The following is a 23,828-nucleotide window of genomic DNA, read 5'->3' as shown; positions in this document are numbered from 1 at the left end:
CTCGGGGCAAGCCGGTCGCTGCAATGACATGAGACGTCAAAAGCAGAAATCCTCCATGCCAATCCCGATTCGACGCTTCTTCACCGAAAGCACGCCCGATTTCAAAGGGCGGCTCATCGCCATCTATGTCGTGCTCGCCATCCTCAATCTCGGGGGCTGGCTGTGGGCGCTCATGGCCTTCCACGGCAACCCGGCGCTGCTCGGCATCGCGCTCGTGGTCTACGGGCTCGGCCTGCGCCACGCGGTCGATGCCGACCATATCGCCGCCATCGACAACGTCACGCGCAAGCTGATGCAGGAGCGGCGGCGGCCCGTCGCCGTCGGCTTCTTCTTCGCCATCGGCCATTCGCTCGTCATCGTCATCGTCGCGGCCGCCGTCGCCGGGGCGGCGACCCTGCTCGGCGGCTTCCGGAGCCTGCAGGACATCGGCGGCACGATCAGCACCGGCGTCTCCGCCCTGTTCCTGTTCGTGATCGCGGCCATGAACATCATGATCTTCCTGTCGATCTACAGGAGCTACCGCCATGTGCGCATCGGCGGCGCCTATGTCGAGGAGGATCTCGACATCCTGCTCAACAATCGCGGCTTCCTCGCCCGCATCTTCCGGCCGGTGTTCCGGCTCGTCTCCAGGAGCTGGCACATGCTGCCGGTCGGCTTCCTGTTCGGCCTCGGCTTCGACACGGCGACCGAGGTCGCGACCTTCGGCGTCACCGCGACCCAGGCCGCCAAGGGCGTGCCGTTCGAGGCGATCATGGTGTTCCCGGTGCTGTTCGCGGCCGGCATGTCGCTGGTCGACACCACGGACGGCGTGATGATGCTCGGCGCCTATGACTGGGCCTTCGTCAAGCCGATGCGCAAGCTCTACTACAACATGACGATCACGCTGGTCTCCGTCGTCGTCGCCGTGCTGATCGGCGGCATCGAGACGCTGGGGCTGATCGGCGACCGATTCGCCCTGACCGGCGCGTTCTGGGACTTCATCGCCGCGCTGAACGACAATTTCAACAATCTCGGCTTCGCCATCATCGCCATCTTCATCGCCGCCTGGGTGATCTCCTATATCGTCTACAAGGCCAAGCGGCTGGACGATTTCGACATGAACACCACGCGGGCCTGAGGCCGCCGGGTCCGACGCCGGCGCGGCGTCGGCGTCAGATCCGGCCGAGCCAGTCCACCAGCCGCTGCGTCGCGACCTGCAGCTGCTCGGGGCTGCGCAGGAAGCACAGGCGCATGAAGCCTTCGCCACCGGGGCCGAACGCCGTGCCGGGGGCGAGGCCGACATTGGCGTCATCGACGATCTCCAGGCCGAGGCGGCGCACATCCGGCCGGCCCTCGACGGTGAAGAACAGGTAGAAGGCGCCGTTCACCGGCGCGAACCGGACCTTGCCGGTGGCGCCCAGCCCGTCGACGACGATGTCGCGCCCCTGGCGCGCCCGGGCGATCTGGTGCTGCACGAAGCTCTCGCCCCGGTCGAGTGCGGCGATGCCGGCGCGCTGCATGAAGGCCGCGACGCCCGAGGTCGAATATTGCACGAGGTTCTCGATGGTCTGCCCGAGTTCGGGCGGCGCCTCGATCCAGCCCATGCGCCAGCCGGTCATGGACCAGTTCTTGGAGAAGGTATCGGTGAAGAAGATGCGGTCTTCGGGCGTGCGGATGTCGCGGAAGGACGGCGCCCGGCCGCCGGCATAATGGAAGCGGGTGTAGATCTCGTCCGCGAAGATCCACAGGCCGTGGCGGCGGGCGAGATCGAGCACGAAGGCGAGATCGTCCGGCGTGGCCACCCACCCTGTGGGGTTGGAAGGGGAATTGATGAAGATGCCCCTGGTGCGGGGCGTCACCGCATCGGCGATGCGCTGGCGGTCGAGCTGCCAGCCCGCATCCGTGTAGATCTGCGGCACCATCACCGGCGTCGCGCCGGCGACGCCGATGGCGGCCGGGAAATTCGGCCAGACCGGGCTCGGCACGATCACCTCGTCGCCTTTGCCGGCGACCATGCGCACACAGGTCTGCAGCGCATGCATCCCCGATTGCGTGACGAAGAAGCGACCCGGCTCGAACGGTTTGCCGAACAGATTGGTGTGATAGCGGGCGAGCGCCTCGCGGAGGTCCGGAATGCCGCGCTGCCAGGTGTAGAAGGTTTCGCCGGCGGCGAGGGAACGCGTCGCGGCCTCGGTTATGAAGGCCGGCGTCGGCACGTCGCCCTCCCCCGCCCAGAGCGGGATCATGCCCTCGCGCGTGCGCCCGTAATTCATCACCTCGACGATGCCGCTTTCCGGCGCGCCGAGCGCCTCCGGACGAAGGCCGTCGAGAAAGGACGGCATTGCGGGCGGGATCTTCTCGGCAGCGGCGGCGGTCACGGCATCGTTCCTTGCGGGATTTCGGCCTACACGGCCGGCCGACAAGCATAGGCCATGGCAGGCGGGACCGAAATCAATTGTTGGAATGGATCGCATCGCCCGCACGAATGGAGCGCGCGGGCGGGACGCCCGCGTTCCCAGGACGAGCGCTTCTCCGTGAAGTGCGACTCGGCCGCGGCCCTATTGCCGGGCGGCCAGCAGGTCGCGGATCTCCGTCAGGAGCTTCACGTCGGCCGGAGCCTCCGGCTTCGCCGACTCCTTCGGCGGCTGCTGGCGGCGGAGCGTGTTGATCAGCTTGACGGCGAGGAACAGCACGAAGGCGATGATGAGGAAGCCGATCACCACCGTGATGAAGCTGCCGATGGCGAAGGGCACGCCGACCTTGCGGGCATCGGCGAGAGAGGCGCCGGCCGGCGCGGTTCCGCGCAGCATGAAGTAGACATTGGAGAAATCGAGGCCGCCCGGCGTCAGCGCGCTGACGATCGGCATGATGACGTCCTCGACGAGCGAGGTGACGATCTTGCCGAAGGCCGCACCGATGATCACACCGATGGCGAGATCGACGACATTGCCCTTGAGGGCGAATTCCTTGAATTCCTGAAGCATGATTCCTCCATCTGAACGATTGAGACAATGCAGCGCATTGCCTGAATCCCGGGAGGATTCAGGCACCCGACAATAGGTTCCAAAAGTGGGGTTTTGGCAAATGCCCTGACGAAAAAAGCACCGGCGCGCAGAGGCGGACTATTCCGGCCGGCGCAGTTGGAAGGTGCGCTCCACCACGGAATAGTCCTGATAGCCCAGACGCGCCATCACCCGCATCGCTGCCGTATCGACGCGGCCGTCGACCACGAAACGGTCGTCGATATAGATGCCGACGACCTCCCCGCAGACGAGCCAGGCATCGCTCGGCTCACCCTGCGCATCCTGGAGGTGGATTGTCTGCGTCCAGCGGCATTCGAGCGCCGCGGCGGCACGTGCCACGCGCGGCGGCGCCACGAGACGCGAGGGCGCAGCCTCCAGGCCGGCATGCTCCATCTCGTTCTCTCCGCGCGGCAGTCTCGCCGAGGTGGCGTTCATCGGCACCGCGAGGTCCTCGGTGACGAGATTGCACACGAATTCGCGGCTTTCCTCGGCGAAGACGACGCTGTCCTTGCGCCCGCCCGCCGCGAAGCCGACGAGATGCGGCCGCGCCTGGAAGGCGTTGAAGAAGGAAAACGGCGCGAGATTGACGGCCCCCTGCAGCGACCGCGTCGTGATCCAGCCGATCGGCCGCGGCGCCACCAGCGCCTTGAAGGGATCGTGCGGCAGGCCGTGGTCGCCCTTGCGCGGCTCGTAGAACATGGATCGTCTCCTCGGAATGTCCGACCGGCATCGGGCGCGAATGAGCCTCCGGCCGATCGGCCTCAGGCGGCCAGCTCGCCGGCCAGGCGCTGCAGGAAGCCGGCGCATGCGTCGAGCTCGGACAGCGCGATCCATTCATCGGCGCGATGCGCCTGCTCGATCGAGCCGGGGCCGCAGATCACCGTCGGCACGCCGGCCTCCTGGAAATGCCCGGCCTCGGTGCCGTAGGAGACCGCCATGGTTCGGTTGCGGCCTGCGAGGCGCAGCGCGAGCGTCTCGGCGGGCGAGCCCGGATCCGGCGCGAGCGCGGGCACGCGGATCTGCAGCTCGGTGGTGATCGCGGCATCGGGCGCCGTCCGCGTCAGGCGGGGCAGCACGACGTCGCGGCTGAAGGCGCGGATGCGATCAGGGATCGCCTCGAGCGCCAGCGCCGGCACCCCGCGGCACTCCCAGACGATGCGGGCTTCGTCCGGCACGATATTGATCGCCCTGCCGGCGCTGAACAGGCCGGCCTGCACGGTGGAGTAGCCCGGATCGAAGCGGCCCGACGGATCGCCAGCCGCACGCAATTCGTCGGCGATGTCGTCGAGCTCGACGACGATCCGCGCCGCCGCGTGCAGGGCGTTGGCTCCCAAGGCCGGCATGGCCGAATGCGCCGGGCGGCCTGCCACGCGGGTGACGTAGCTCGACAGGGATTTCTGCGCGTCGACGACCTGCATCAGCGTCGGCTCTCCGACGATGCAGGCGATGGGCATCGGCATGTCCCGCCCGAAACGGCGGATCATGTCGAGGCTGCCGTAACAGGTGATCTCCTCGTCATAGGAGAGGCACAGATGGATCGGCGCCTTCAGCGACGCGGCCAGGAAGTCCGGGACCAGCGCGAGGGCGGTCGCCACGAAGCCCTTCATGTCGCAGCTGCCGCGGCCGTAGAGCCTGCCGTCGGCGACACGGGCTTCGAAGGGCGGCGAGGACCAGTCCTGCCCCTCCACCGGCACGACGTCGACATGGCCGGAAAGGCAGACGCCGCCGCGGTCCACCGGTCCGATGGTGGCGAACAGGGCCTCCTTGTCGCCGGCCTCGTTCGGCAGGCGAAGGCTCTCGACGCCGTGGGCGGCGAGATAGCCGGCGACGAAGTCGATGAGGGGAATATTGGAGCGCGCGCTCACGGTGTCGAAGGAGACGAGCTTCGCGGTCATTTCGAGGGGCGTAAAACGCTGCGGGGCCATGAGCTTCTCGATGTGGAACGACCGTGACCGGATGCGGGGAGCGCGGGCCGACGGCCCGCGCGTCCGCCGTCTATGCCTTCGCCAGTTCGTCGGCCTCGGCCTTGTCGAATTCGTAGCGGGTGTTGCAGAACTCGCAGGTGACGGTGATCGAGCCGTCGTCGGCGACCATGTCGCGCCGATCCTGCTGCGAGAAATTGCGCAGCATGCTCGTCACCGCCTCGCGCGAGCAGCGGCATTTCTCGATCACCGGCGAACTTTCGAACACGCGGACGCCCCGTTCGTGGAAGAGCCGGTAGAGCAGCTCCTCGGCCGGCACCGTCGGGTCGGTGAGTTCGTGGTCCTCCACCGTGCCCATCAGCAGCTTGGCCTCGACCCAGGCGTCGTCCTCCAGGGTGCCGTCCTGCTGCAGGATCTCCGCTCCCTCGGGGGCGTCGCCGGGCGGCAGGTCCGCCATGCGCATGCGATCGGGCGAGGACGGCAGGAACTGGATCATCATGCCGCCGGCACGCCAGCTCTGGCCCTTGCCGGCAACGTAATTCTCGGCCACGGCGAGGCGCACGCGCGTCGGGATCTGCTCCGACTGGCGGAAATACTGGTCCGCCGCGGCCTCCAGGCTCTCGCCTTCGAGGGCGACGATGCCCTGGTAGCGCGCCATGTCGGGGCCCTGGTCGATGGTCATCGCCAGATGGCCCTGGCCGAGCAGGTCGATCGTGCTGCTCCGGCCGGCGGCGATCGCCTCGTCCACGGCCGCGCGGTCGAAGGTCGCGCAGGCCCGCACCCTGTCCGGCGCCTGGAAATCGACGACGATCATCCGCACCGGGCCGTCCGTCCGGGTCTGCAGGATGAAGCGGCCGTCGAATTTCAGCGTCGTGCCGAGCAGGAGCGTGAGCGCCGCGGCTTCGCCGAGCGCGCGCGAGACCGGCGCCGGATAATCGTGCCGGCGCAGGATGGTGTCGATGGCCGGCCCCAGGCGCACGACCCGCCCGCGCACGTCGAGGCCTTCGGCCTGGAACGGGAGGATGTGGTCATCCTCCATCAGATGAGGCTCCATCATGCTGCGTTCCGGCCGGCGGACTGGCCGAAGCACCAGGCGAGGATGCCCTTCTGCGCATGCAGCCGGTTCTCGGCTTCGTCGAACACCACCGATTGCGGGCCGTCGATCACCTCGTCGGTGACCTCCTCGCCGCGATGGGCGGGCAGGCAGTGCATGAAGAGGGCGTCGGGCTTGGCCGCGTCCATGAGCTTGCGGTCGACCTGGAAGGGTCGCAGCAGATTGTGCCGATGGCCCTCGTCGTCGCCCATGGAGACCCAGCAATCGGTGACGATGCAATCGGCGCCGTCGGCCATTTCATGCGGGTCGTGCCCGGTCTCGAGCCGAGCGCCGTTGGCCTTCGCCCATGCGACGATTTCGGGCCGCAGCGACAGTTCGGGCGGCGTCGCCACGCGCATGGTGAAGTCGAAGCGCTGCGCCGCCTCGATCCAGGAGGCCAGCACGTTGTTGGCGTCGCCCGTCCACGTCACCGTCCTGCCCTTGATCGGGCCGCGATGCTCCTCATAGGTGAGGATGTCCGCCATGATCTGGCAGGGATGGGAGAACTTCGTCAGCCCGTTGATCACCGGAATCGACGCGTTGAGCGCGAGGTCGCGCACCGCGTCGTGGTCGAGCATGCGGATCATGATGGCATCGACATAGCGCGACAGCACCCGGGCGGTGTCGGCGATGGTCTCGCCGCGCCCGAGCTGCATCTCCGCGCCCGTCAGCATCAGGGTCTCGCCGCCGAGCTCGCGCATGCCGACGTCGAAGGACACGCGGGTCCGGGTCGAGGGGCGCTCGAACACCATGGCCAGCGTCTTGCCGGCGAGCGGACGTTCGGCCGCGAGCTGGCCCTTGACGCGCTTGGCCTTGATGGCGGCCGCCAGATCGAGGACCTCCCGCAATCCGGAGGCGGGGATATCGGAAAGATCGAGAAAATGCTTCGGCATCAGGCTTATCCGACGGTCTTCGGCTTGCTGGAGAGAGCGACGCATGCAGCCTCGATACGGCGGATACCTTCGAGCACTTCCTCCTCGGAAACGATGAGCGGCGGCAGCAGGCGCACGACGCTGTCACCGGCCGGGATCGTCACCAGCTTCTCGGCGCGCAGGGCGGCGGCGAATTCGCCGGGCGGGATGCGGGTGCGCAGGCCCAGCATCAATCCCTGGCCGCGGACTTCCTCGATCAGGTCGGGGAAACGGTCCTGCAGCTCGGCGAGGCGCTGGCGCAGCAGCAGCCCGACCTGCCGCACGTGATCTAGGAAACCGTCCTCCAGGACCACGTCGAGCACCGCATTGCCCACGGCCATCGCCAGCTGGTTGCCGCCGAAGGTGGTGCCGTGCACGCCATAGGTCATGCCCTTGCCCGCTTCCTCGGTGGCGAAGCAGACGCCGAGCGGAAACCCGCCGCCGATGCCCTTGGCGGTCGCCATGATGTCGGGCGTCACGCCCGCCCATTCATGCGCGAAGAGCTTGCCCGTACGTCCGACGCCGGTCTGGACTTCGTCGAAGATCAGCAGGATGCCCTTGTCGTCGCAAAGCTGGCGCAGCCCCCTGAGGCACACGGCCGGCACGCCGCGGATACCGCCCTCGCCCTGAATCGGCTCGATGAGGATGGCACCGGTCTCGGGCGTGATCGCGCGGTCGAGCGCCTCATGGTCGCCGAAGGCGATCTGGTCGAAGCCGTCGACCTTCGGGCCGAAGCCGTCGAGATATTTGGCCTGGCCGCCGGCGGCGATGGTGGCGAGCGTGCGGCCGTGGAACGCGCCTTCGAAGGTGAGGACGCGGTAGCGTTCGGGCTGGCCGTTGGCCGAATGGTATTTGCGCGCCATCTTGATGGCGCATTCCATCGCTTCCGCACCGGAATTGGTGAAGAAGACGCGGTCGGCGAAGGTCGCCTCCACCAGGCGCTGCGCGAAGCGCTCGCCGTCCGGCATCTGGAACAGGTTGGAGGTGTGCCAGAGCTTCTGCGCCTGGCCGGTCAGGGCCGCGACGAGGTGCGGATGGGCGTGGCCGAGTGAATTGACGGCGATGCCGGCGCCGAAATCGAGATAGCGATCGCCGTTGGACGCGATCAGCCACATGCCCTCGCCTCGCTCGAAGGTCACGTCCGCGCGGGCATAGGTCGGCAGGATGGCCGAATGAGCGGGATCATGAGGCGAGACGGATTTGGTGGAAAGGGTCACGGGCGTTGCTTTCGGTTCGGCGATATCGATGTCGATGTTGTATTGCAGTCCTGGGAAAGGAAAGATGACAGGCCGGATGGATTGCGTTCGGCAGACGCTTACGCGCCGCCTTGAGCTCGCCACGATGGCCCAAAAATCAAAACGCCGCCCCACGGGGCGGCTGTTTGCGAAATTTATATTAGGCGTGACGCCGCCGCTGTCAATGGCAGCGTGCACGCGAGCGGAACATTGCGGACGAACAAGACCCGGGCGCCGGCGGGATGGCCTGGCCGCCCAGGCCGGAAGGAGAGGGCGGATCGCCTCCCGGGCGCCGGCCTGCGGCATCCACCGGCGCGTTCAATTGACGACCCGTCTCACATGCGGACTGTCCAGCGAGAAGGCGGGAATGTCGACATCGAAGGCCTCGCCGGAATCGCTGACCATCTGATAGGTCCCCACCATCACGCCGGACGGCGTGGAGAGCGGGCAGCCGGAGGTGTATTCGAACCGCTCGCCCGGATCGAGGACCGGCTGCTCGCCGACGACGCCCGCGCCCCGCACCTCCTCGCGGCGGCCGCGCTCGTCGGTGATCTCCCATTTGCGCGAACGCAGCTGCACGGTCTGCGGGCCGCGATTGACGATCTCGATCGTATAGGCCCAGAAATAGCGGCCCTCGTCCGGGCGGGATTCTTCGGGCAGGAATTGCGGCTGGACCGTCACCTGGATATGCCGGGTAATGCTTCGGTACATCTGAGCCTCGCCTCCTGTGGCCCTTGCCGGGCCCGCCTGCATTCGAAGAGAACAGCGGCACGGATCCTGCGTGAAGACGCCAGCACGGACTGCGTCTTCAGCCGCGCGGCGCCGCCGGGGCGACTGCGCTTGTCCCGGCTGGATTTATGCCCGTAGAGGGGCCTACGTCAAACGGGAAGGCCGCTAGCGCCCGCGCGCCCAGGCGGCGAACCCGAGGATTGCGGCGAGGACGAGGGCGAGAGCCGCACCGCCGGAGGCCAGCCTGAAGTCGCCGGTGCGGTCATGCAGGAGGCCCGCCGAATACGGCCCCACGATCTGGCCGACGCCGAACACCGCCGTCATCAGCGCGAGCAAGGGTTGCGGATCGCCGCGGGCGCGCTCGCGCGCCGCGAGCAGGCCGAGGGCAGTGATCCCCATGAAGGTGGCACCCAGCAGGGCCGCGGCGAGCAGCATGCCCGCCGCCGTGGCCATGGCGGCCGAAGCGGCGACGCCGGCCGCCTCGACCAGGCAGGCCATGGCGAACGCTCGCAGCGTTCCCCAGCGCGCCGCCGCCTTCAGCCAGACGGGGACCGAGAACATGGCGCAGATGCCGACGACGAGCCAGGCGACCGGCTCCACCGCGCGCAGCGAGGCATCGGCCCGGATGATCGCGACGAGGAAGGTCGCGGTCACGACATAGCCGAGGCCGAACAGGCCGTACCCCGCGAGCAGGAGCCCCACGCCCCCGCCGGGATGCGGGCCGGGAAGCGGCGCGGTCCGCGCCCCGCCCGCCGCCGGCTCGGCGCCGATCTTGGCGATCGCCATGCCGGTGAGCAGCACGCAGACGAGGCCGCAGATCAGCCATTCCGTCCGCCAGTCGAGGCCGGCACCCTGGACGATGGCGACGAGAAGCGCCGACAGCACGATGCCGACGCCGACGCCCGCGAAATAAAGGCCCGGCCGGGAAGCCCCCTGCCCCTCGCCGCTGCGCCGCAGCACGAGGCCGCTCGCCACCACCATGACCCAGGCGCTGGCGAACCCGCCGGCGAACCGCATCGCCGCCATCGCCCACAGCGAGGACAGGCCCGCCATGCCGAGCGTGGTCAGGGTGCTCGCGACCAGCATGACGGCGAGCGTGAGGCGGCGGGACAGCGGCATGGGTGCCGCCGCCGCCACCGCGCCGAGGAGATAGCCGGCATAATTGGCCGAGGCGATCAACCCGGCCTGCCCGGCCGTGAAGCCGAGATCGGCCATCATGCCGGGAAGGATGGGCGTGTAGACGAAGCGCCCGATGCCGAGCGCGGCGGCGAGAGCGGCCAGGCCGCCGACGGCGAGGCTGTGGGGTTGATTTCGAGCCATGGGATCCGGACCGGCGGGACGGGATGAATCGGACGCAGGGCCGCATCCTCGCACGGGACCGGCGATCCCCGCCATGGCGAACGCCTCCATTCGTCGATTTGACGAGGGCCTGACGCCTTCGGATCCGTCCCGGGCAGGAAAAAAACGAATGATTTCAACGCACACCCCGCCGCCGCCCGGCGGATGCAAGCCGCAGCCCTTATTTTTTCCTGATTTGTGGCCCCTGCGGCAAAGGCCTATTTTTCGAGTGTCTCCAGCGGACATGCGTTCGGTTCATGACAAGCCTTCGACTGCGCCAAGCGACCCGAGACGACCTCCCGTCCCTGATGGACCTCGAAACCGCCGCCTTCGCCACGGACAGGATCGCCCGGCGCAGCTGGCTCGAACTGCTCGCCAGCCCGGCGGCTGCCGTGACCGTGGTCGCCGAGGGCCCCGCGGTCATCGGCTGCTCGGTCGTGCTTCGGAACGCCCGTACCCGCGTCGCCAGGCTCTATTCGATCGCCGTCTCCCGTCAGGCCAGGCGGCAGGGCATCGCCCGGTTGCTGATCGAGGATGCCGCGCATCGGGCGGGCCGGGCGGGCGCCACCGAACTCCGCCTCGAGACCCGCTTCGACAACCTGCCGGCGCAGCGGCTGTTCGAGCGGTCGGGGTTCCGGCCGTTCAAGCGGGTCGCCGGCTATTACCAGGATGGCGCGGAGGCCATCCGCTACCGACGTCCGGTATCCCCGCCCCACCGGGACGACCCGGCGCCCCCTCATGAAAGCAGGCCATGTCAAGCCAAGTGATCATCGTCGAAAAGCGCAGCGATTTCCGCTGGCCCGACCCCGACAAACGGGTGATGACCGCCCAGGACTTCATCGCGGAAGGAAAGGGCCCTTTCCACCGCCCGCGCAGGATCGTCAATCTGTGCCGCGGCTACGACTATCTCAGCATCGGCTATTATGTCTCGCTCCTCGCCGAAGCCCGCGGCGACCGGGTGACCCCGAGCGTCGAGACCATCACCGGCATGCAGCAGAAATCGGCATGCGCGCCGAAGCTGGCGAGCCTCGGCCGCGCGCTCGGGCCGCTCGGCGCGGTGCCGCGCTCGGTCGACGCCATGAGCGTCCAGGTCTATTTCGGCCAGGCCGGCGACGCCGAGCTGGCGGAGTTGGCGACCCGCGGCTTCGAGACGTTCCGTTGTCCCCTGCTCGCCATCGACCTCGAGCGGCTCGACGGCGGCGAGGGCTGGAAGGTCGCCAACCTCCGGCCGCTCGACCCGCGCGACATCGACGTGAGCCGCGATGCCGTCTTCCTCGACGGCCTCGGCAGGTTCTCGCGCCGGCCCTGGCGGGCGACGCCGGCCGCCAGCGGCCCGCGCATGGACCTCGCCATCCTGCACGATCCCGCGGACCCGATGCCGCCGTCGAACCTGCAGACGCTGCAGGCGATCGGCCGCATCGGCCAGGGCATGGACATCGCCGTCGAGCTCATCGAGAAGAAGGACTTCTCGCGTCTCACCCAGTTCGACGCGCTGTTCATCCGCGAGACCACGGCGATCGCCCATCATACGTTCCGCTTCGCCAGGAAGGCGGCGAACGAAGGCATGCCGGTGATCGACGACCCCGATTCGATCCTGCGCTGCACCAACAAGGCCTTCCTGTCCGAAATCCTCCTCGGCAACCAGGTCGCCACGCCGAAGACGCTGTTCGTGACCAGGCGGACGCTGGCGCGCTTCGAGGGCGGCCTGGCCTATCCCGTGGTGCTCAAGGTGCCCGACGGCGCCTTCAGCCTCGGCGTCAAAAAGGCGGAGAGCTGGGCTGAATTCGAGCACATGGCGCGGATGATGCTGAAGCATTCGGAAATCATCCTCGTGCAGGAATTCATCTATACGCCGTTCGACTGGCGCATCGGCGTCCTGGCGGGCGAGGTGATCTTCGCGGCCAAATATCACATGAGCGAGGGCCACTGGCAGATCATCCAGCACGACGGGGCCGGCGGGCATGTGGAGGGCAGGACGCAAGCCGTCGCGGTGGAAGAGGTGCCCGCCGAGGTGATCGGCCCCGCGGTGCGGGCCGCGCGCCTGATCGGCAACGGCCTCTATGGCGTCGATCTCAAGCAGACGCGGTCCGGCGTCGTCGTCATCGAGATCAACGACAATCCGAACATCGACATCGGCCTCGAGGACGCGGCGGTGGGCGAAGCGCTCTACCGCACGCTGCTGGCCCATTTCCAGGCGCTCGTCGACGCGCGCCACCGCGCCTTGCCGGCCCGTCCCGGCATGACGGGCCCTTCCCCCGGCCCCAAGCTGGTCTCCTCCCGCCCGGCCGCCCCCGGCCCGCTCGCGCCCCTGCGCGAGACCGGCTCATAGGAAATGTCCCGCCGCCCCGCGGACGGCCTTGATTGCGCCCGAACAAATAAGATAGAAGGAGGGACCGTCTTTCCTGGACGATGCCAGGAAGCATGGTTGCGGGCCGAGGCCTCGCGCGGGCGTAGTTCAGAGGTAGAACGTCAGCTTCCCAAGCTGAATGTCGTGGGTTCGATTCCCATCGCCCGCTCCAAAAATACGATTACTTTTCAGTAGCTTATACGGGACGCGGCGTACGCGGCGGCGAGATCACGATTTACGAGTCGCCACGGGCTGCGGCTAGATATGCCACTATAGCTCGCGCTGAAGAATTTCTATTCGGGCGACCATTGCTTCCATTTTGGCTGGAGGTGCCTTCGATGACATTCTGCGATTGGGATTGGCGGCCGGCGGTGTTGTTCAACACTTCCTCGGCGTTCGCCATGTTGAAGCCCAACGGGCCTTGGGTGTCGGTGGACGCGCTTGATGTCTGGGCCACGGCCGGCGTGATGTCGGAAGAAGACTGGCGCTCCAAGTTCGAAGAAGAGTTCGGCCCCCTCGACCTGTCGAAGATCCCCGGCCCGATTCCATCGAACTCGTCGCGGGCTTGCCCGTCTCGCCCGGCTCATCCTCACATCCGATGACACGGCTTCAATTCCCGGTGAGGAGCCTGTCCATCCTGCCGAGCCTGCGTGATTTCGCCGCTTTTCGCCGCGAGCAATGATGGCTTGTCCGGCGGGCGGCCGGCATGCGCCGATCGAGGTGTCATCTGGTCCGCCGCTTTGTCGGGATGTCCTCAAAAGGCGGATCATGACCATGCCCTCGATTTCACGCCGACATCTGCTGACGGCTTTCACCTCGGGCATCGCGGCATCCCTCCTGGCGCGGGCCGCGCGGGCCAACAATCTCGACCTCGGCCAGATGGAAATGAAGGAGGACTACGACTCCATCGCCAGCCCGGTCGACGTCGACGCCAGCGCCTCGCCTTTGTTCTCGCCCTATACGCTGCAGGCGACCGAGAACGCCTTGCGGAAATATACCGAGATCGCCGGCCGGGGCGGCTGGCCGCGGGTCGGCGGCAAGGAACGCCTTCAGCTCGGCGACCGGAACGCGGACGTCGTGTCGCTGCGCCGCCGCCTCGTCGTCTCCGGCGACCTCGCGCCGTCCCTGGCCGATTCCGACGTCTTCGATTCCTATCTGGAGGGATCCGTCAGGCGCTTCCAGGCCCGCCACGGCATCCTCGCCAGCGGCGTCGTCGGCGACACCTCGCGCGCGGCTCTCGCCATCCCGATCGACGTGCGGGTCAACCAGCTGCAGATCAACCTCGTGCGCCTGCGCGCGATGGATGGCAATCTCGGCGGCCGCTACATCATGATGAACATACCCGCCACGGAGGCGGAGGCCGTCAACAACGGCACGGTCGAGCAGCGCCACAACACCATCGTCGGCAGGCCCGACCGTCCTTCGCCGGTGATGTCGACGCAAGTGCAGAACGTCAACTTCAACCCGTTCTGGACGGTGCCGCTCTCCATCATCAAGAAGGACCTGATCCCGATGATGCAGAAGGAGCCGGACTACCTGGCCGACCATCATATCCGCATCTACGATCCGCAGGGACAGGAGATCCGGGCCGATCAGATCGACTGGAACACCGACGAGGCCACCCGCATGCGGTTCACGCAGGATCCGGGCTTCGACAATTCACTCGGGCAGGTCCGCATCAACATCGCCAACGCCTATGGCGTCTATATGCACGACACGCCGGAAAAATCGCTTTTCGGCTCCGAATATCACTTCGATTCCTCCGGCTGCGCCCGCGTGCAGGACGTGCGCGACCTCTGCGCCTGGATCCTCCAGGGCACGGACTATACCCGCGAGCGCATCGACGAGGTGATCCGCTCCGGTGACCATGTCACGGCGGCGCCGCTGCAGAAGGTGCCGGTGTTCTGGACCTATGTCACCGCCTGGGCGACGCCGGAGGGCATCATCCAGTTCCGTGACGACATCTACAACAAGGATGGCTATGCCTCGCTCGCCGTCGTTTCCAACGACATGCCGGGTTGAGGCCGCGCCGGCATGGGGGAGCCGATGACCGGAAGGGCCGAAAAAGTATAAATTTCTTGTTCGCTCCGGTCGGAACAAAGTAGATACGAACTATCCTCCCGGGGCCGGCCGCAGCCGGATGCGCCCTGCCGAGTTTCCCGCAAGCGCCTTTTTTGTCAAATACTTGATCTTTTTGTTCCCGCCAAGCAACGCTCTGCGGGCGGGTGGCCTTCGCCGGCTCGGCGCAGCACGTCGTGATCATCGATTCATCTTGCCGGAGCAGTGCAAAATATCTATGCATCCCTTGTTGACAAAGTCGCCTTGGAGAAGTGGAAGTGGATGACGTCGATATCGGGATTACCGCAGATATTGTATCGGCTTATGTATCGAACAACAGCGTAGCCCTCGCCGACCTTCCCAAGGTCATCGCGGATGTCCACGCCGCCCTGATCAGGCTGGCGAAAGGCGAAGAGCTGGACGAGCCGGCCGATTCCAAACTGACGCCGGCGGTGCCGATCAAGAAGTCCATTACTCCAGACTACATCATCAGCCTGGAGGACGGTCAGAAGTACAAGTCTCTGAAGCGGCACCTGAAGTCCCAATACGGCATTACGCCGGACGAATACCGCGCCAAATGGGGGCTGCCGCCCGATTATCCGATGGTCGCGCCCAATTATGCCAAATCGCGCTCGGAACTCGCCAAGCAGATGGGGCTCGGCCAGAAACGCAAGAAGATCCTGCCCAAGAAGCTCGGCGGCACGACGTAGAGGTTGGCCTCTCCGACCGGCCGGAGAGGCGGGGAAGTCCGGCTCAATCCTGCGGGCGCGGTCCTTCCGGCATCGGCTCGTGCGGGGTCAGGCGGCGCTCCCGGAGCTTCCTGGCGGGAATGCCGACATAGATGGAATTGGCATCCGTCTTCGCCCTGATCACGGCGCCGGCGCCCACCACCGTCCCGTCTGCAAGATCCGAGCCGTCCAGGACCGTCACGCCGGCTCCCAGCCAGACGCCCGATCCGATTCTCACCCCCCTGGTGGTGACGGCCCATATGGATTGCGCGCTGTCGTCGATGATGTGCTCGGACGACATGATGCGCGAATGCGAGGCGATCATGACGTCGCTTCCGATCGAGAGGTCCCCTCCGCCCCCGATGACGCAGTAGGGACCGATGAAGATGTCGGAGCCGACCGTCATCTTGCCGTTGCCGGTTCCGATCAGGGCACCCGTGCCCAGCAACATGTTCTCGCCGGCGCTGAACGAACCTCGTGCGCAGGTGATGGAACTCCCCGGCAGGAGATGCGTCCTGGCGCCGATGCGAATCCTTCCCTTTCGGGCGCTGACTGTCGCGGAACGGTGGATCGTGGATCCGAAAGCGACCCGGATGTCATGACCGGCGGCCCTGAGACAGAGGACACGCAACTGCGTCAGGACAGCTCCGACGAGACGGGCGACTTTAGGCAACGACTTTTCTCCGACGCGCTGGGCGAAAGGGGGGGAAACTTCTAGGACCTGACAATACGTAAGGGAAGCTGCTGCCGCGTGCAGGCTTTCCGATCATGAAATCTGCGGTGGCGGCGAAGGTTCCGGCCGGGGATGGCGAAAGGCGAAAGGCGTGGCCCGCGGGCCACATCGATGCTATCGGATCGTCGGAGCGCAGACATGGCGGCTCGCGACGGATATCGGCACTATGTCCACAACGCCCGCAGACAGGCTGGATGCGCTCAAGATCCGCATGGGGCAGCTGCTCAGGACGTCGCCTGGAGAATTGCCGCATCATCCGGAGAGATGCTTCGCGCTCCTGGAAGGGCGCTCGCGGTCGAAGACCGGCCTCACCGCAAGTGAAGTGGCCGAAGCCGTGAAGATCCATCTCGCCCGCAACGAGCCCCGCGTTCGATTGACCGATGTCCATCCCCAGATGCGGGAAGACGGCGCCGTCAAGGCAATCTGGCTGTATTTCGACGATGTGGAGACGGGCAGGAACCACCACCACTTCATCACATACCGATTTTGACCAGGAGCCGGTGGCGGCATGGGGTGCTTGCGGCGGGGCTCGGCATCGGCCGAAGCCGCTATTGCCGCCGCGGCCTCGCCCCCGTCCCATCAGCCGCGGACAAGGCCGGACTTTGTCCTTTCCTGCACGAAGGCGGGGGCCGAACGGATGCGATCGGCGGCGGCATGCGCCGTCAATTGTAAAGGTTGTACTTCTCCCAGGCGGCGCGGGGGATCTTGTCGCCGATCTTATAGTTCAGGGACTGGACCTCGACATGCCGCGGGCCTGTGCTGCATTGATAGGACAGATGATACCAGTCGCCCTTGCTGCGGAAGACGGCGCCCGGCGCGATGATCGCATCGTGATGCAACACCGGATCCTCGAAGGTGTAGGCGATCACCTTGTCGGCCGTGTACGGATTCTTATCCTTGTTGATGTGGCGCATCGCTTCGGTATCATAGGCCTGCTCCAGACGGGCCTGGGGCGCGAGTTCCATCAGCTGCCGCCTCGTGTCCCCGTCGAGGGCTTCGCCCGGAGAAGCGAGACAGACCAGCGCCAATGCACCGATGAGTGATTTTGCCGCATTCAATGCATGTTCTCCGTCGATCTCGTTAGTTCGGCGGGGCCTTCCTACCACTGCCGGACCGGAGCGTGAATCCCAAAAAGGATCGGTGCGTCAACGGCAGCCCGCAAGGCGGGGCTGCGATATGCCGCAACGGCAGGAGCGCCGGATGCCGTGATCGCGGCAGCGGCGCGGGCCGGAATAAGGTAATTATGTCGAAACCCGCTTGATCACGGCTTTTTTACTACAGATTTCGGGCAGAAAAGATGCTAATTAAAGCCATCTGAACATTGTGGATGAGTCTCATGAAAACATGCATCGCCGCCTTCGCTCTCCTTATGACGTCGACCGCGGCTTTTGCCGCCGATCTCGCGCCCCAGCCGGTTGAACCGGCTGCGCCCGTCGAATTGCCGTTCAGCTGGACGGGCTTCTACGCCGGTGTCCACCTCGGCGCCGTCTTCAGCGACGCCAAGGCCACCGACTCGGAATTCGGCATCCGCGCCAAGTTCAACAACACCGGCTTCATCGGCGGCGGCCATGTCGGCTACAATGAGGAATTCGACAACAATGTCGTGATCGGCCTCGAAGGCGACATCGACTACACCAGCCTGTCGAAGACGACCTCTCAGACCGTCGACGGCACCTTCGGCTCGGCCAAGTTCAAGAGCGACTGGCAGGGTTCGGTCCGCGCCCGCCTCGGCTACGCCTTCGACCGGTTCCTGCCCTATGTGACCGCCGGCGTCGCCTTCGGCGACCAGAAGCTCAGCGTGTACATCCCGGACATCGGCAGCGCTTCGAGCAGCAAGACCCGTGTCGGCTGGACGGTCGGCGGCGGCGTCGAATATGCCATCGACGATCACTGGCTGCTGCGCGGCGAGGTCCGCTACACCGATTTCGGCAAGCAGAACTCCAACTTCTTCGGCGACCGGGTGAAGATCCGCTTCAACGAAGTCTCGACCCTGATCGGCGTCTCCTACAAGTTCTGATCGCCGGGACGAACCGCCACTGCAGGAAGCCGTCGCCCGCTGGAGCGACGGCTTTTTCATGATGCCGGCCGGCGACAGGCCCCGCGCGCTCCAGAGGGAGAGGAGCGCGGCTCAGCGCAGATAGGGAATCGGGACGTCGGCCCGCTCCAGAAGCCAGTCCCAATGGCCCCGGGCATAGCCGCGCGAGACATCCGCGAGCAACTGCGCCATCTCGGCATCGAGCGATGCCAGTTCGGCCTGAAGATGGGCGTTGGAAACCACCAGCGCCCTGACCGCCTCCTTGGGATCGCCGCCGCACGCGGCGATGACCTGCTCGACCTCCCCATCCAGGCCGGACGGCAACGCTGCGTCAGTGCAGGACAGGGGCATTGGCCTCTCCACGCAATTCGGCAAGGAGTTCGGCGAATGCCGGCGTCATGACGTTGGCGCGATACATCTCCGCCTCCAGCTTGAAGAGCCCGGCGGCGCGGATCATGCCGACGAGCGCCATGCGCGCGTCGCCGTCGGCGCTGCGGATCAGATCGTCCGCATTCTTTTCAGCCTCCAGGGCATGGTGTTTGAAGGCAAGCGCCATCTCCATAATTCTCTTGTCGATCATGCCTCGCTCCTCGAATCCGAAAGCCGTAAAATACGGGCGGATTCGCAGAGAGTCGAGCTTTTGTTCTCTCTTTGTTCCTAATGACACCAAACCACGGCCGATGCCCGTCGTCGCCCTCAGACCGCCCCGAGGAAGCTGGCGAGATTGGCGCCGAGTTCGTCGCAGACATAGCCGCCTTCCTGCACGATGACGGCGGGCAGGCCGAGTTGCGCAATGCCGCCGGCCATGCGCGCAAAGCCCGGCGTCGTCACCGACAGGCCGCCGAAAGGATCGCCCTCGAAGGCGTCGAGGCCGAGCGCGATCACCAGCGCGCCGGGCGCAAAGGCATCGATGCGGGCGAGCGCCTGCTCCAGCGCGGCCATGAAGCCGTCATCCCCGGTCTTGCGCGGAAGCGGCAAATTGAGGTTGCAGCCGAGCCCCTCGCCTTCGCCCCGTTCATCGGCATGGCCCCAGAAGAAGGGATAGAAACGCACGGGATCGGCATGGATCGATACGGTGAACACATCGCGGCGGCGGTAGAACAGGCCCTGGGTGCCGTTGCCGTGGTGGAGGTCGACGTCGAGGATGGCGACCCGGTCATGCCGGCTGCGCAGCGCCTGCGCCGCCACGCCGGCATTGTTGAAATAGCAGAAGCCGCCGGCGAGATCGGCAAAGGCGTGGTGCCCGGGCGGGCGGCACAGAGCGTAGGCCGCGCGTTCGCCGCCGAGGACGAGCCCCGCGGCATGGAAGGCGGTATGGGCGCTCGCCAGCGCCGCGTCGAAGGTCTGCGCCGAGATCGGGCAGGAGGTGTCGGCCATGTGGTAGCCGGCCTGCCCGACGGCGGAGGCCGGATAGGCGCCGCCCCTCCGGTCCGGGTGGATGTTGGGGATGACCTCCTCCGACGCGCCTTCGATCCGCTGCCAGCGCGCATGGATGTGGCGGAGAAAATGGATGTATTCGGGCGTATGCACCGCCGCGACCGGCGCCAGCCCGGCCTCCGCGGGCGCGACCTCCTCCAGGCCGAGATCCAGGGCCGCCCGGCGCAGGATGTCGGCCCGGCGCGGCACTTCGGGGTTGGGACGCTGGGCGCCGCTGCTGAGGAAGAAGCGGGGATCGTGGCTCTTCTGGCTTTCGCTGAAGACGAATTTCATGCGGCATCCCCCAAGGAAGGCGACAGGAGCGGCGGCCTGCCGGCGGCCATCGGCCGCAACGCCGCCGCTTCGATGGTGACAAAGGCCCCGCCCCTTCGATTATCCTGCAGGCGGAGCGGCCGCAATGCCGAACCGTGATGGGGACCGGCCGCCGATGCCGGCCCGCGCTTTTTGGGAATAGGACAATGAACAAGACCGGGACGGCTCTCACCGTCGAAACCCTGCCAGGGCGCCTGACGCCGGATCTCGCCGCGCTGCTGGCGGCGGTCGAAGCCGAAGCGGGACCTCAGCCCGACACCACCCTGATGCCGCCGGCGGAGGGCCGCCATGTCGTGGCACGGATCAACCAGCGCTGGAACCGGGACCTCCCCGCCATGGCGTCGACCGCCGACGTGACGGTTCCCGCCGACGCGACGCTCGGCTCCGCCGATTGCGCCGTGCAGGTCCTGGTGCCGCCCAATGCCGGCGCGGGTGCCCTGATCTTCATCCATGGCGGCGGCTTCGCCTTCGGCAACCCGCAGACGCATGAACGCTGCGCCCGCGTGCTGGCGATCGAGGCGGGACTGCCCGTGCTGTCGCCGGACTATCGCCTCTCGCCCGAGCACCCCTTTCCGGCCGGCCTCACCGACATCGTCGCCTGCCTGCGCGCCGCGTTCGAAGCCGCGGCGCAGGCCGGCGTGCGGCCGGGGCCGCTCATCGTCTCGGGCGATTCGGCGGGGGCCAATCTCGCGCTCGCCGCCATGCTGCACGAGCAGCAGGCCGGGCGCCCGCTGCCGGCCGGCGCCTTGCTCTTCTACGGGGCCTATGACGCGGATTTCGACACGCCGTCCTATCGGCGCTTTCGTGACGGGCCCGGGCTCACCACCGGCAAGATGCGGCGCTACTGGGACTGGTATGTCGCCGACGAGGCCGCCCGGCGCAATCCGCTCGCCTCGCCCCTGCATGCGAGCGACGCGGCGCTCCGCGCCTTGCCGCCGCTGCACCTGATGGCGGCGGAGATCGACCCGATCCTCTCCGACACCCTCAATCTCGGCGCGCGCCTCGCCTCGCTCGGGCGGCCCGAGCGGGTGCACCTCGCGACGGGCGCCACGCATGGCTTCCTGCAGATGACGGGCATGCTCGCCGACGCCCGCCAGGCCCTCGCCGAGGCCGGGGCGGCGGCGAGGGCGATGATCGCCTGAAACGAGGGGAGTGCCGATCGCCGATCGACCTTCCCTCTCGCGCCAGGCGCGGCGTTTCCGAGAAGGGCGATCGGTGATCGCCCTTCCATCGCGTCGCCCTCAATAGGTGGCGCGGCCGCCCGAGATGTCGAACACGGCGCCGGTGGTGAAGGAGCATTCCTCGCTGGCGAGCCAGGTGATGATCGAGGCGAGCTCCTCGACCGTGCCGAAGCGGCCCATCGGGATCTTCGAGCGCATATAGTCGATATGGGCCTGGCTGACCTGGGCGAGGATGGGCGTGTCCACGGTCGCCGGGGTGATGGCGTTCACCGTGATGCCGTCCTTGCACAATTCCTTGCCGAGCGACTTGGTGAAGCCGATCACCGCGGCCTTCGAGGCGGAATAGGCCGAAGCCGTCGGATTGCCTTCCTTGCCCGCGATGGAGGAGACGTTGACGATGCGGCCATAGCCATGCTTCTGCATCAAGGGTGCGACGAAGCGGTTGCAGTAGAACAGCCCGTTCACATTGATGTCGAAGACGCGCTTCCACTCGTCGATCGGGTAGTTGACCACCACCTCGTTCTTGCCGGCGACGCCGGCCGAGCAGACGAGCACGTCGACGCGGCCGAGCTGGCTTTCGGCTTCGAGCGCGGCTGCCGCCACGGCGTCGGGATCGGCGATGTTGAGCGTGACGCCATGCGCCCGTTCGCCGAGCGACTGGCGCGCCGCGTCGATGCGGCCGGCGTCGACGTCCCAGATGCTGACCGAGCCGCCTTCGGCGATGATGCGCTCGGCCGTCTTCAGGCCGATGCCCGAGGCGCCGCCCGTGACGATCGCGCCGCGGCCCTCATAGCGAATGATTGTCGTCATTGTCTCCATCCCTGTGTTTTGTGGATCGAACGGATCGTGAGGCGGATGGGAAGCGCGGCGCGGCGACGATGTGATCGCTCCGCCACAACCTCGCGCAGGACGCCGGAGGCGGTGTGGTCGAACGGTTGATAAAGGCTCGCCGCGACGGGTTCAAGCACGGGATCGTCGGCCGAACGCCTCAGGGGAAGGCGCGCGGCAGCAGCCTGCCATAGGCGAGGCCCTGGCCGGCGCCGCGGGCCACGAGGAAGCCGATCAGGGCCAGCCAGAGGCCGTGATTGCCGAAAGGCTGGAGCAGCCACCACAGCATGAAATAGCAGGCCAGGGCGACGATCATCAGGTTTCGCATGGCGGCGTTCCAGGTCGCGCCGATATAGATGCCGTCGAAGGTGAAGGCGAGCGCGCCGGCGATCGGCGTCATCGCGGCATAGGCAAGGAAATGCCGCGCCTCCTCGCGCACCGGAGTGCTCTTGGTCATGAAGTCGATGAAGGTGCCGCCGGCGAGGAAGAGGAGCGCCGACATGGTGACGGCGAGGAAGAGGCTCCAGAGGAGCGAATAGCGCACGGAGGCCTCGAACGCCGGCCGGTTGTTGGCACCGATCGACCGGCCGCAGAGCTGCTCGGCCGCCGTGGAGACGCCGTCGAGGAAATAGCCGCCGAGCAGGAAGAAATTGTTGAGGATGGCGTTGGCCGCCAGCGTCACGTCGCCGGCCTGCGCGCCCTGGCGGGCGAAGAACAGCCAGGCCGCGAGCAGCAGCAGGGTCCGCAGCATGATGTCGCGGTTGATCGCGATCATGCGGACGAACTTCGGCCGGTCGAAGACGACGGCCGCCGGTATGCCGAACCGTCCGCCGAAATGCGCGGCGACCACGACGAGGCCGACCGCCGCGCCGCAGATTTCCGACGCGCTCGTCGCCACGGCGGTGCCGGTCACGCCCCAGCCCAGCCCCAGCGCCAGCACGATGCAGAGTAGGATGTTGGCGATGTTGATGCCGATCTGGAGGAAGAGACCGGTGGTGGTGCGCCCCATGCCGATCAGCCAGCCGAGCACGGCATAGTTGGCGAAGGTGAAGGGCGCCGACCATATGCGGATATGGAAATAGAGCCTGGCGGCGCTCATGACCGCCGGCGAGCCGCCGAGCAGCGGAAAGGCGACGGCGGCGATCGCACCCTGCAGGCCGACGATGACCAGGCCCAGCACCGCCGCCATGACGAGCGCGCGCAGGAACACCGCGCGCTGCTCGAGCCCGTCGCCGGCGCCGAGCGCCTGCGCCGTCAGCCCCGCCGTGCCCATGCGCAGGAAGCCGAAGCCCCAGAACAGGAAATCGAACAGCACCGCCGACAGCGCCACCGCCCCGATCAGCGAGGCGTCGCCGATCTGGCCGATGACGGTGGTGTCGGCCAGGCCGAGGAGCGGCGTCGACAGATGCGCCAGCGTCATCGGCGCGGCGATGCCCAGGACGATGCGATGGCTGACGGCGACGGGCCGGACGGCAACGGCGGGTGAATAGTTCATGGCGGTCCATTTCGCCCCGGCCGATCGACGGCGCGGCGCACCGAGGCCAAAAGGGGAACGCTCTATCCGACGGCAAGGCCGCTGCTTGCAAGCGCTAATTCGGCGGGAAGCAAGGAGGCGACGGCGATTGCCGGAGCGGTCACGTCATCCAGGCGCCGGTACCCTCCCTACCGCCTTCCCGACGGCGCCGATTTCAGCAGGCGGATGATGATCCATACGGGGATCACGATCACCGCGCCGACCAGGAAATAGCTGACGAGGTCGTGCAGGATGGAAGCGCTGCGCGCGAACAGATGTTCGAACGACCGGCGCAGATTGGCGATCACGTCCCAGGGCGTGAGATTGAGCCAGGCGAGGACCAGGCCGACCGCGATCGAGATCACGACGAGTTTGAGGAGCGTGCTCAGCACCGAGCCGCCCATGAACCGTTCAAGCGCCGACATG

At 66.9% G+C, this 23,828-nt stretch carries 26 protein-coding genes and 1 tRNA gene; 10 read left to right on the top strand and 17 right to left on the bottom strand.

Translation table 11 applies throughout. The features are described from left to right. Window positions 1-55 precede the first annotated feature (55 nt). Complete coding sequence (locus J3R73_RS11895) at window positions 56-1,117, top strand: HoxN/HupN/NixA family nickel/cobalt transporter (protein ID WP_307426746.1); 1,062 nt, start codon at window positions 56-58, stop codon at window positions 1,115-1,117. A 34-nt stretch (window positions 1,118-1,151) separates the two neighbouring features. On the opposite strand, the gene J3R73_RS11890 is transcribed toward J3R73_RS11895, so the two are convergent. The 9 genes from J3R73_RS11890 to J3R73_RS11850 form a co-directional block, all read right to left on the bottom strand. After that, window positions 1,152-2,321 (bottom strand): pyridoxal phosphate-dependent aminotransferase, encoded by a 1,170-nt coding sequence (locus J3R73_RS11890; RefSeq protein ID WP_307437300.1) that lies wholly within the window; start codon window positions 2,319-2,321, stop codon window positions 1,152-1,154. A 216-nt stretch (window positions 2,322-2,537) separates the two neighbouring features. After that, window positions 2,538-2,963 carry a large conductance mechanosensitive channel protein MscL gene (gene mscL / locus J3R73_RS11885; RefSeq protein WP_307426744.1) on the bottom strand — a complete coding sequence of 142 codons (426 nt, stop codon included), beginning with the start codon at window positions 2,961-2,963 and terminating at the stop codon, window positions 2,538-2,540. A 138-nt stretch (window positions 2,964-3,101) separates the two neighbouring features. Next, window positions 3,102-3,701, bottom strand: coding sequence for a flavin reductase family protein (locus J3R73_RS11880; RefSeq protein ID WP_307426742.1), 600 nt, complete (start codon window positions 3,699-3,701; stop codon window positions 3,102-3,104). Window positions 3,702-3,763: 62 nt separating this feature from the next. After that, the gene (gene argE, locus J3R73_RS11875) at window positions 3,764-4,927 is read right to left on the bottom strand and encodes an acetylornithine deacetylase (protein WP_307426740.1); all 1,164 of its coding nucleotides are present in this window, start codon (window positions 4,925-4,927) and stop codon (window positions 3,764-3,766) included. A 70-nt stretch (window positions 4,928-4,997) separates the two neighbouring features. Next, window positions 4,998-5,981, bottom strand: coding sequence for an Hsp33 family molecular chaperone (locus J3R73_RS11870; protein WP_307426738.1), 984 nt, complete (start codon window positions 5,979-5,981; stop codon window positions 4,998-5,000). Then, window positions 5,978-6,910 carry an ornithine carbamoyltransferase gene (gene argF, locus J3R73_RS11865; RefSeq protein WP_307426736.1) on the bottom strand — a complete coding sequence of 311 codons (933 nt, stop codon included), beginning with the start codon at window positions 6,908-6,910 and terminating at the stop codon, window positions 5,978-5,980. The genes J3R73_RS11870 and argF overlap by 4 nt, the downstream gene beginning before the upstream one ends. Before the next feature lie 5 nt (window positions 6,911-6,915). After that, complete coding sequence (locus J3R73_RS11860) at window positions 6,916-8,145, bottom strand: aspartate aminotransferase family protein (protein WP_307426733.1); 1,230 nt, start codon at window positions 8,143-8,145, stop codon at window positions 6,916-6,918. 336 nt (window positions 8,146-8,481) lie between these two features. After that, entirely contained in the window at window positions 8,482-8,874 is a 393-nt protein-coding gene (gene apaG, locus J3R73_RS11855) for a Co2+/Mg2+ efflux facilitator ApaG/CorD (RefSeq protein ID WP_307426731.1), read from the bottom strand. Between the two features lie 183 nt (window positions 8,875-9,057). After that, window positions 9,058-10,212 (bottom strand): YbfB/YjiJ family MFS transporter, encoded by a 1,155-nt coding sequence (locus J3R73_RS11850; protein WP_307426728.1) that lies wholly within the window; start codon window positions 10,210-10,212, stop codon window positions 9,058-9,060. A gap of 275 nt (window positions 10,213-10,487) precedes the next feature. Between J3R73_RS11850 and J3R73_RS11845 the strand changes: the two genes are divergently transcribed. The 6 genes from J3R73_RS11845 (at window position 10,488) to J3R73_RS11820 (ending at window position 15,345) form a co-directional block, all read left to right on the top strand. Further along, window positions 10,488-10,997 carry a GNAT family N-acetyltransferase gene (locus J3R73_RS11845; protein WP_307426724.1) on the top strand — a complete coding sequence of 170 codons (510 nt, stop codon included), beginning with the start codon at window positions 10,488-10,490 and terminating at the stop codon, window positions 10,995-10,997. Further along, the gene (locus J3R73_RS11840; RefSeq protein ID WP_307426721.1) at window positions 10,982-12,559 is read left to right on the top strand and encodes a RimK family ATP-grasp domain-containing protein; all 1,578 of its coding nucleotides are present in this window, start codon (window positions 10,982-10,984) and stop codon (window positions 12,557-12,559) included. Before J3R73_RS11845 ends, J3R73_RS11840 begins: the two co-directional genes overlap by 16 nt. Window positions 12,560-12,674: 115 nt before the next feature. Beyond that, window positions 12,675-12,749 (top strand) — tRNA-Gly (locus J3R73_RS11835). 166 nt (window positions 12,750-12,915) lie between these two features. Further along, window positions 12,916-13,179 carry a hypothetical protein gene (locus tag J3R73_RS11830; RefSeq protein WP_307426719.1) on the top strand — a complete coding sequence of 88 codons (264 nt, stop codon included), beginning with the start codon at window positions 12,916-12,918 and terminating at the stop codon, window positions 13,177-13,179. A gap of 172 nt (window positions 13,180-13,351) precedes the next feature. Then, window positions 13,352-14,599, top strand: coding sequence for a L,D-transpeptidase family protein (locus J3R73_RS11825; protein WP_307426716.1), 1,248 nt, complete (start codon window positions 13,352-13,354; stop codon window positions 14,597-14,599). Between the two features lie 314 nt (window positions 14,600-14,913). Then, the gene (locus J3R73_RS11820; protein ID WP_307426713.1) at window positions 14,914-15,345 is read left to right on the top strand and encodes a Ros/MucR family transcriptional regulator; all 432 of its coding nucleotides are present in this window, start codon (window positions 14,914-14,916) and stop codon (window positions 15,343-15,345) included. 43 nt (window positions 15,346-15,388) lie between these two features. Here the strand turns inward: J3R73_RS11820 and J3R73_RS11815 are convergent, their stop codons facing one another. Next, a complete protein-coding gene (locus tag J3R73_RS11815) occupies window positions 15,389-15,814 on the bottom strand; it encodes an acyltransferase (RefSeq protein ID WP_307426710.1) in 426 nt (141 codons plus the stop codon). 448 nt (window positions 15,815-16,262) lie between these two features. On the opposite strand from J3R73_RS11815, the gene J3R73_RS11810 reads away from it, so the two are divergent. Then, window positions 16,263-16,586 carry a GPW/gp25 family protein gene (locus tag J3R73_RS11810; protein WP_307426707.1) on the top strand — a complete coding sequence of 108 codons (324 nt, stop codon included), beginning with the start codon at window positions 16,263-16,265 and terminating at the stop codon, window positions 16,584-16,586. A gap of 172 nt (window positions 16,587-16,758) precedes the next feature. On the opposite strand, the gene J3R73_RS11805 is transcribed toward J3R73_RS11810, so the two are convergent. After that, window positions 16,759-17,154 carry a DUF930 domain-containing protein gene (locus tag J3R73_RS11805; RefSeq protein WP_370879895.1) on the bottom strand — a complete coding sequence of 132 codons (396 nt, stop codon included), beginning with the start codon at window positions 17,152-17,154 and terminating at the stop codon, window positions 16,759-16,761. A gap of 278 nt (window positions 17,155-17,432) precedes the next feature. On the opposite strand from J3R73_RS11805, the gene J3R73_RS11800 reads away from it, so the two are divergent. After that, window positions 17,433-18,113 carry an outer membrane protein gene (locus J3R73_RS11800; protein WP_307426704.1) on the top strand — a complete coding sequence of 227 codons (681 nt, stop codon included), beginning with the start codon at window positions 17,433-17,435 and terminating at the stop codon, window positions 18,111-18,113. A gap of 111 nt (window positions 18,114-18,224) precedes the next feature. On the opposite strand, the gene J3R73_RS11795 is transcribed toward J3R73_RS11800, so the two are convergent. From J3R73_RS11795 to J3R73_RS11785, 3 genes are all read right to left on the bottom strand, one after another. Then, complete coding sequence (locus J3R73_RS11795) at window positions 18,225-18,482, bottom strand: hypothetical protein (protein WP_307426702.1); 258 nt, start codon at window positions 18,480-18,482, stop codon at window positions 18,225-18,227. Next, on the bottom strand, window positions 18,463-18,711 hold the full coding sequence (locus J3R73_RS11790) for a hypothetical protein (RefSeq protein WP_307426700.1): 249 nt from the start codon (window positions 18,709-18,711) through the stop codon (window positions 18,463-18,465). Before J3R73_RS11790 ends, J3R73_RS11795 begins: the two co-directional genes overlap by 20 nt. A 116-nt stretch (window positions 18,712-18,827) precedes the next feature. Beyond that, window positions 18,828-19,841 (bottom strand): histone deacetylase family protein, encoded by a 1,014-nt coding sequence (locus J3R73_RS11785; RefSeq protein WP_307426697.1) that lies wholly within the window; start codon window positions 19,839-19,841, stop codon window positions 18,828-18,830. Window positions 19,842-20,026: 185 nt separating this feature from the next. On the opposite strand from J3R73_RS11785, the gene J3R73_RS11780 reads away from it, so the two are divergent. After that, window positions 20,027-21,022 carry an alpha/beta hydrolase gene (locus J3R73_RS11780; RefSeq protein WP_307426694.1) on the top strand — a complete coding sequence of 332 codons (996 nt, stop codon included), beginning with the start codon at window positions 20,027-20,029 and terminating at the stop codon, window positions 21,020-21,022. A gap of 99 nt (window positions 21,023-21,121) precedes the next feature. Here the strand turns inward: J3R73_RS11780 and J3R73_RS11775 are convergent, their stop codons facing one another. The 3 genes from J3R73_RS11775 to J3R73_RS11765 all read right to left on the bottom strand — a co-directional run bounded on the left by J3R73_RS11775 (window position 21,122) and on the right by J3R73_RS11765 (window position 23,827). Beyond that, on the bottom strand, window positions 21,122-21,871 hold the full coding sequence (locus J3R73_RS11775; protein WP_307426691.1) for an SDR family NAD(P)-dependent oxidoreductase: 750 nt from the start codon (window positions 21,869-21,871) through the stop codon (window positions 21,122-21,124). A 178-nt stretch (window positions 21,872-22,049) separates the two neighbouring features. Next, window positions 22,050-23,384, bottom strand: a complete 1,335-nt coding sequence (locus tag J3R73_RS11770; protein WP_307426687.1) for an MATE family efflux transporter — start codon at window positions 23,382-23,384, stop codon at window positions 22,050-22,052. A gap of 167 nt (window positions 23,385-23,551) precedes the next feature. Further along, window positions 23,552-23,827, bottom strand: a complete 276-nt coding sequence (locus J3R73_RS11765) for a DUF6460 domain-containing protein (protein ID WP_307426684.1) — start codon at window positions 23,825-23,827, stop codon at window positions 23,552-23,554. Window position 23,828 lies beyond the last annotated feature (1 nt).

Origin of the sequence: Labrys monachus (genome assembly GCF_030814655.1) — a bacterium.
In the GTDB taxonomy this organism is placed as follows: domain Bacteria; phylum Pseudomonadota; class Alphaproteobacteria; order Rhizobiales; family Labraceae; genus Labrys; species Labrys monacha.
The sequence above is the reverse complement of the archived record's forward strand: the minus strand, read 5'-3'. Positions and strand labels throughout refer to the sequence as shown.

Coding starts and splice junctions, on each gene's coding strand:
- mscL (WP_307426744.1), bottom strand. CDS start 2,963: ATGCTTCAGGAATTCAAGGAATTCGCCCTCAAGGGCAATGTCGTCGAT.
- J3R73_RS11780 (WP_307426694.1), top strand. CDS start 20,027: ATGAACAAGACCGGGACGGCTCTCACCGTCGAAACCCTGCCAGGGCGC.
- J3R73_RS11840 (WP_307426721.1), top strand. CDS start 10,982: ATGTCAAGCCAAGTGATCATCGTCGAAAAGCGCAGCGATTTCCGCTGG.
- J3R73_RS11825 (WP_307426716.1), top strand. CDS start 13,352: ATGCCCTCGATTTCACGCCGACATCTGCTGACGGCTTTCACCTCGGGC.
- J3R73_RS11775 (WP_307426691.1), bottom strand. CDS start 21,871: ATGACGACAATCATTCGCTATGAGGGCCGCGGCGCGATCGTCACGGGC.
- apaG (WP_307426731.1), bottom strand. CDS start 8,874: ATGTACCGAAGCATTACCCGGCATATCCAGGTGACGGTCCAGCCGCAA.
- J3R73_RS11815 (WP_307426710.1), bottom strand. CDS start 15,814: ATGTTGCTGGGCACGGGTGCCCTGATCGGAACCGGCAACGGCAAGATG.
- J3R73_RS11895 (WP_307426746.1), top strand. CDS start 56: ATGCCAATCCCGATTCGACGCTTCTTCACCGAAAGCACGCCCGATTTC.
- J3R73_RS11850 (WP_307426728.1), bottom strand. CDS start 10,212: ATGGCTCGAAATCAACCCCACAGCCTCGCCGTCGGCGGCCTGGCCGCT.
- J3R73_RS11795 (WP_307426702.1), bottom strand. CDS start 18,482: ATGCCCCTGTCCTGCACTGACGCAGCGTTGCCGTCCGGCCTGGATGGG.
- J3R73_RS11890 (WP_307437300.1), bottom strand. CDS start 2,321: ATGCCGTCCTTTCTCGACGGCCTTCGTCCGGAGGCGCTCGGCGCGCCG.
- J3R73_RS11845 (WP_307426724.1), top strand. CDS start 10,488: ATGACAAGCCTTCGACTGCGCCAAGCGACCCGAGACGACCTCCCGTCC.
- J3R73_RS11880 (WP_307426742.1), bottom strand. CDS start 3,701: ATGTTCTACGAGCCGCGCAAGGGCGACCACGGCCTGCCGCACGATCCC.
- J3R73_RS11870 (WP_307426738.1), bottom strand. CDS start 5,981: ATGATGGAGCCTCATCTGATGGAGGATGACCACATCCTCCCGTTCCAG.
- J3R73_RS11800 (WP_307426704.1), top strand. CDS start 17,433: ATGAAAACATGCATCGCCGCCTTCGCTCTCCTTATGACGTCGACCGCG.
- argF (WP_307426736.1), bottom strand. CDS start 6,910: ATGCCGAAGCATTTTCTCGATCTTTCCGATATCCCCGCCTCCGGATTG.
- J3R73_RS11830 (WP_307426719.1), top strand. CDS start 12,916: ATGACATTCTGCGATTGGGATTGGCGGCCGGCGGTGTTGTTCAACACT.
- argE (WP_307426740.1), bottom strand. CDS start 4,927: ATGGCCCCGCAGCGTTTTACGCCCCTCGAAATGACCGCGAAGCTCGTC.
- J3R73_RS11790 (WP_307426700.1), bottom strand. CDS start 18,711: ATGATCGACAAGAGAATTATGGAGATGGCGCTTGCCTTCAAACACCAT.
- J3R73_RS11770 (WP_307426687.1), bottom strand. CDS start 23,384: ATGAACTATTCACCCGCCGTTGCCGTCCGGCCCGTCGCCGTCAGCCAT.
- J3R73_RS11785 (WP_307426697.1), bottom strand. CDS start 19,841: ATGAAATTCGTCTTCAGCGAAAGCCAGAAGAGCCACGATCCCCGCTTC.
- J3R73_RS11765 (WP_307426684.1), bottom strand. CDS start 23,827: ATGTCGGCGCTTGAACGGTTCATGGGCGGCTCGGTGCTGAGCACGCTC.
- J3R73_RS11810 (WP_307426707.1), top strand. CDS start 16,263: ATGTCCACAACGCCCGCAGACAGGCTGGATGCGCTCAAGATCCGCATG.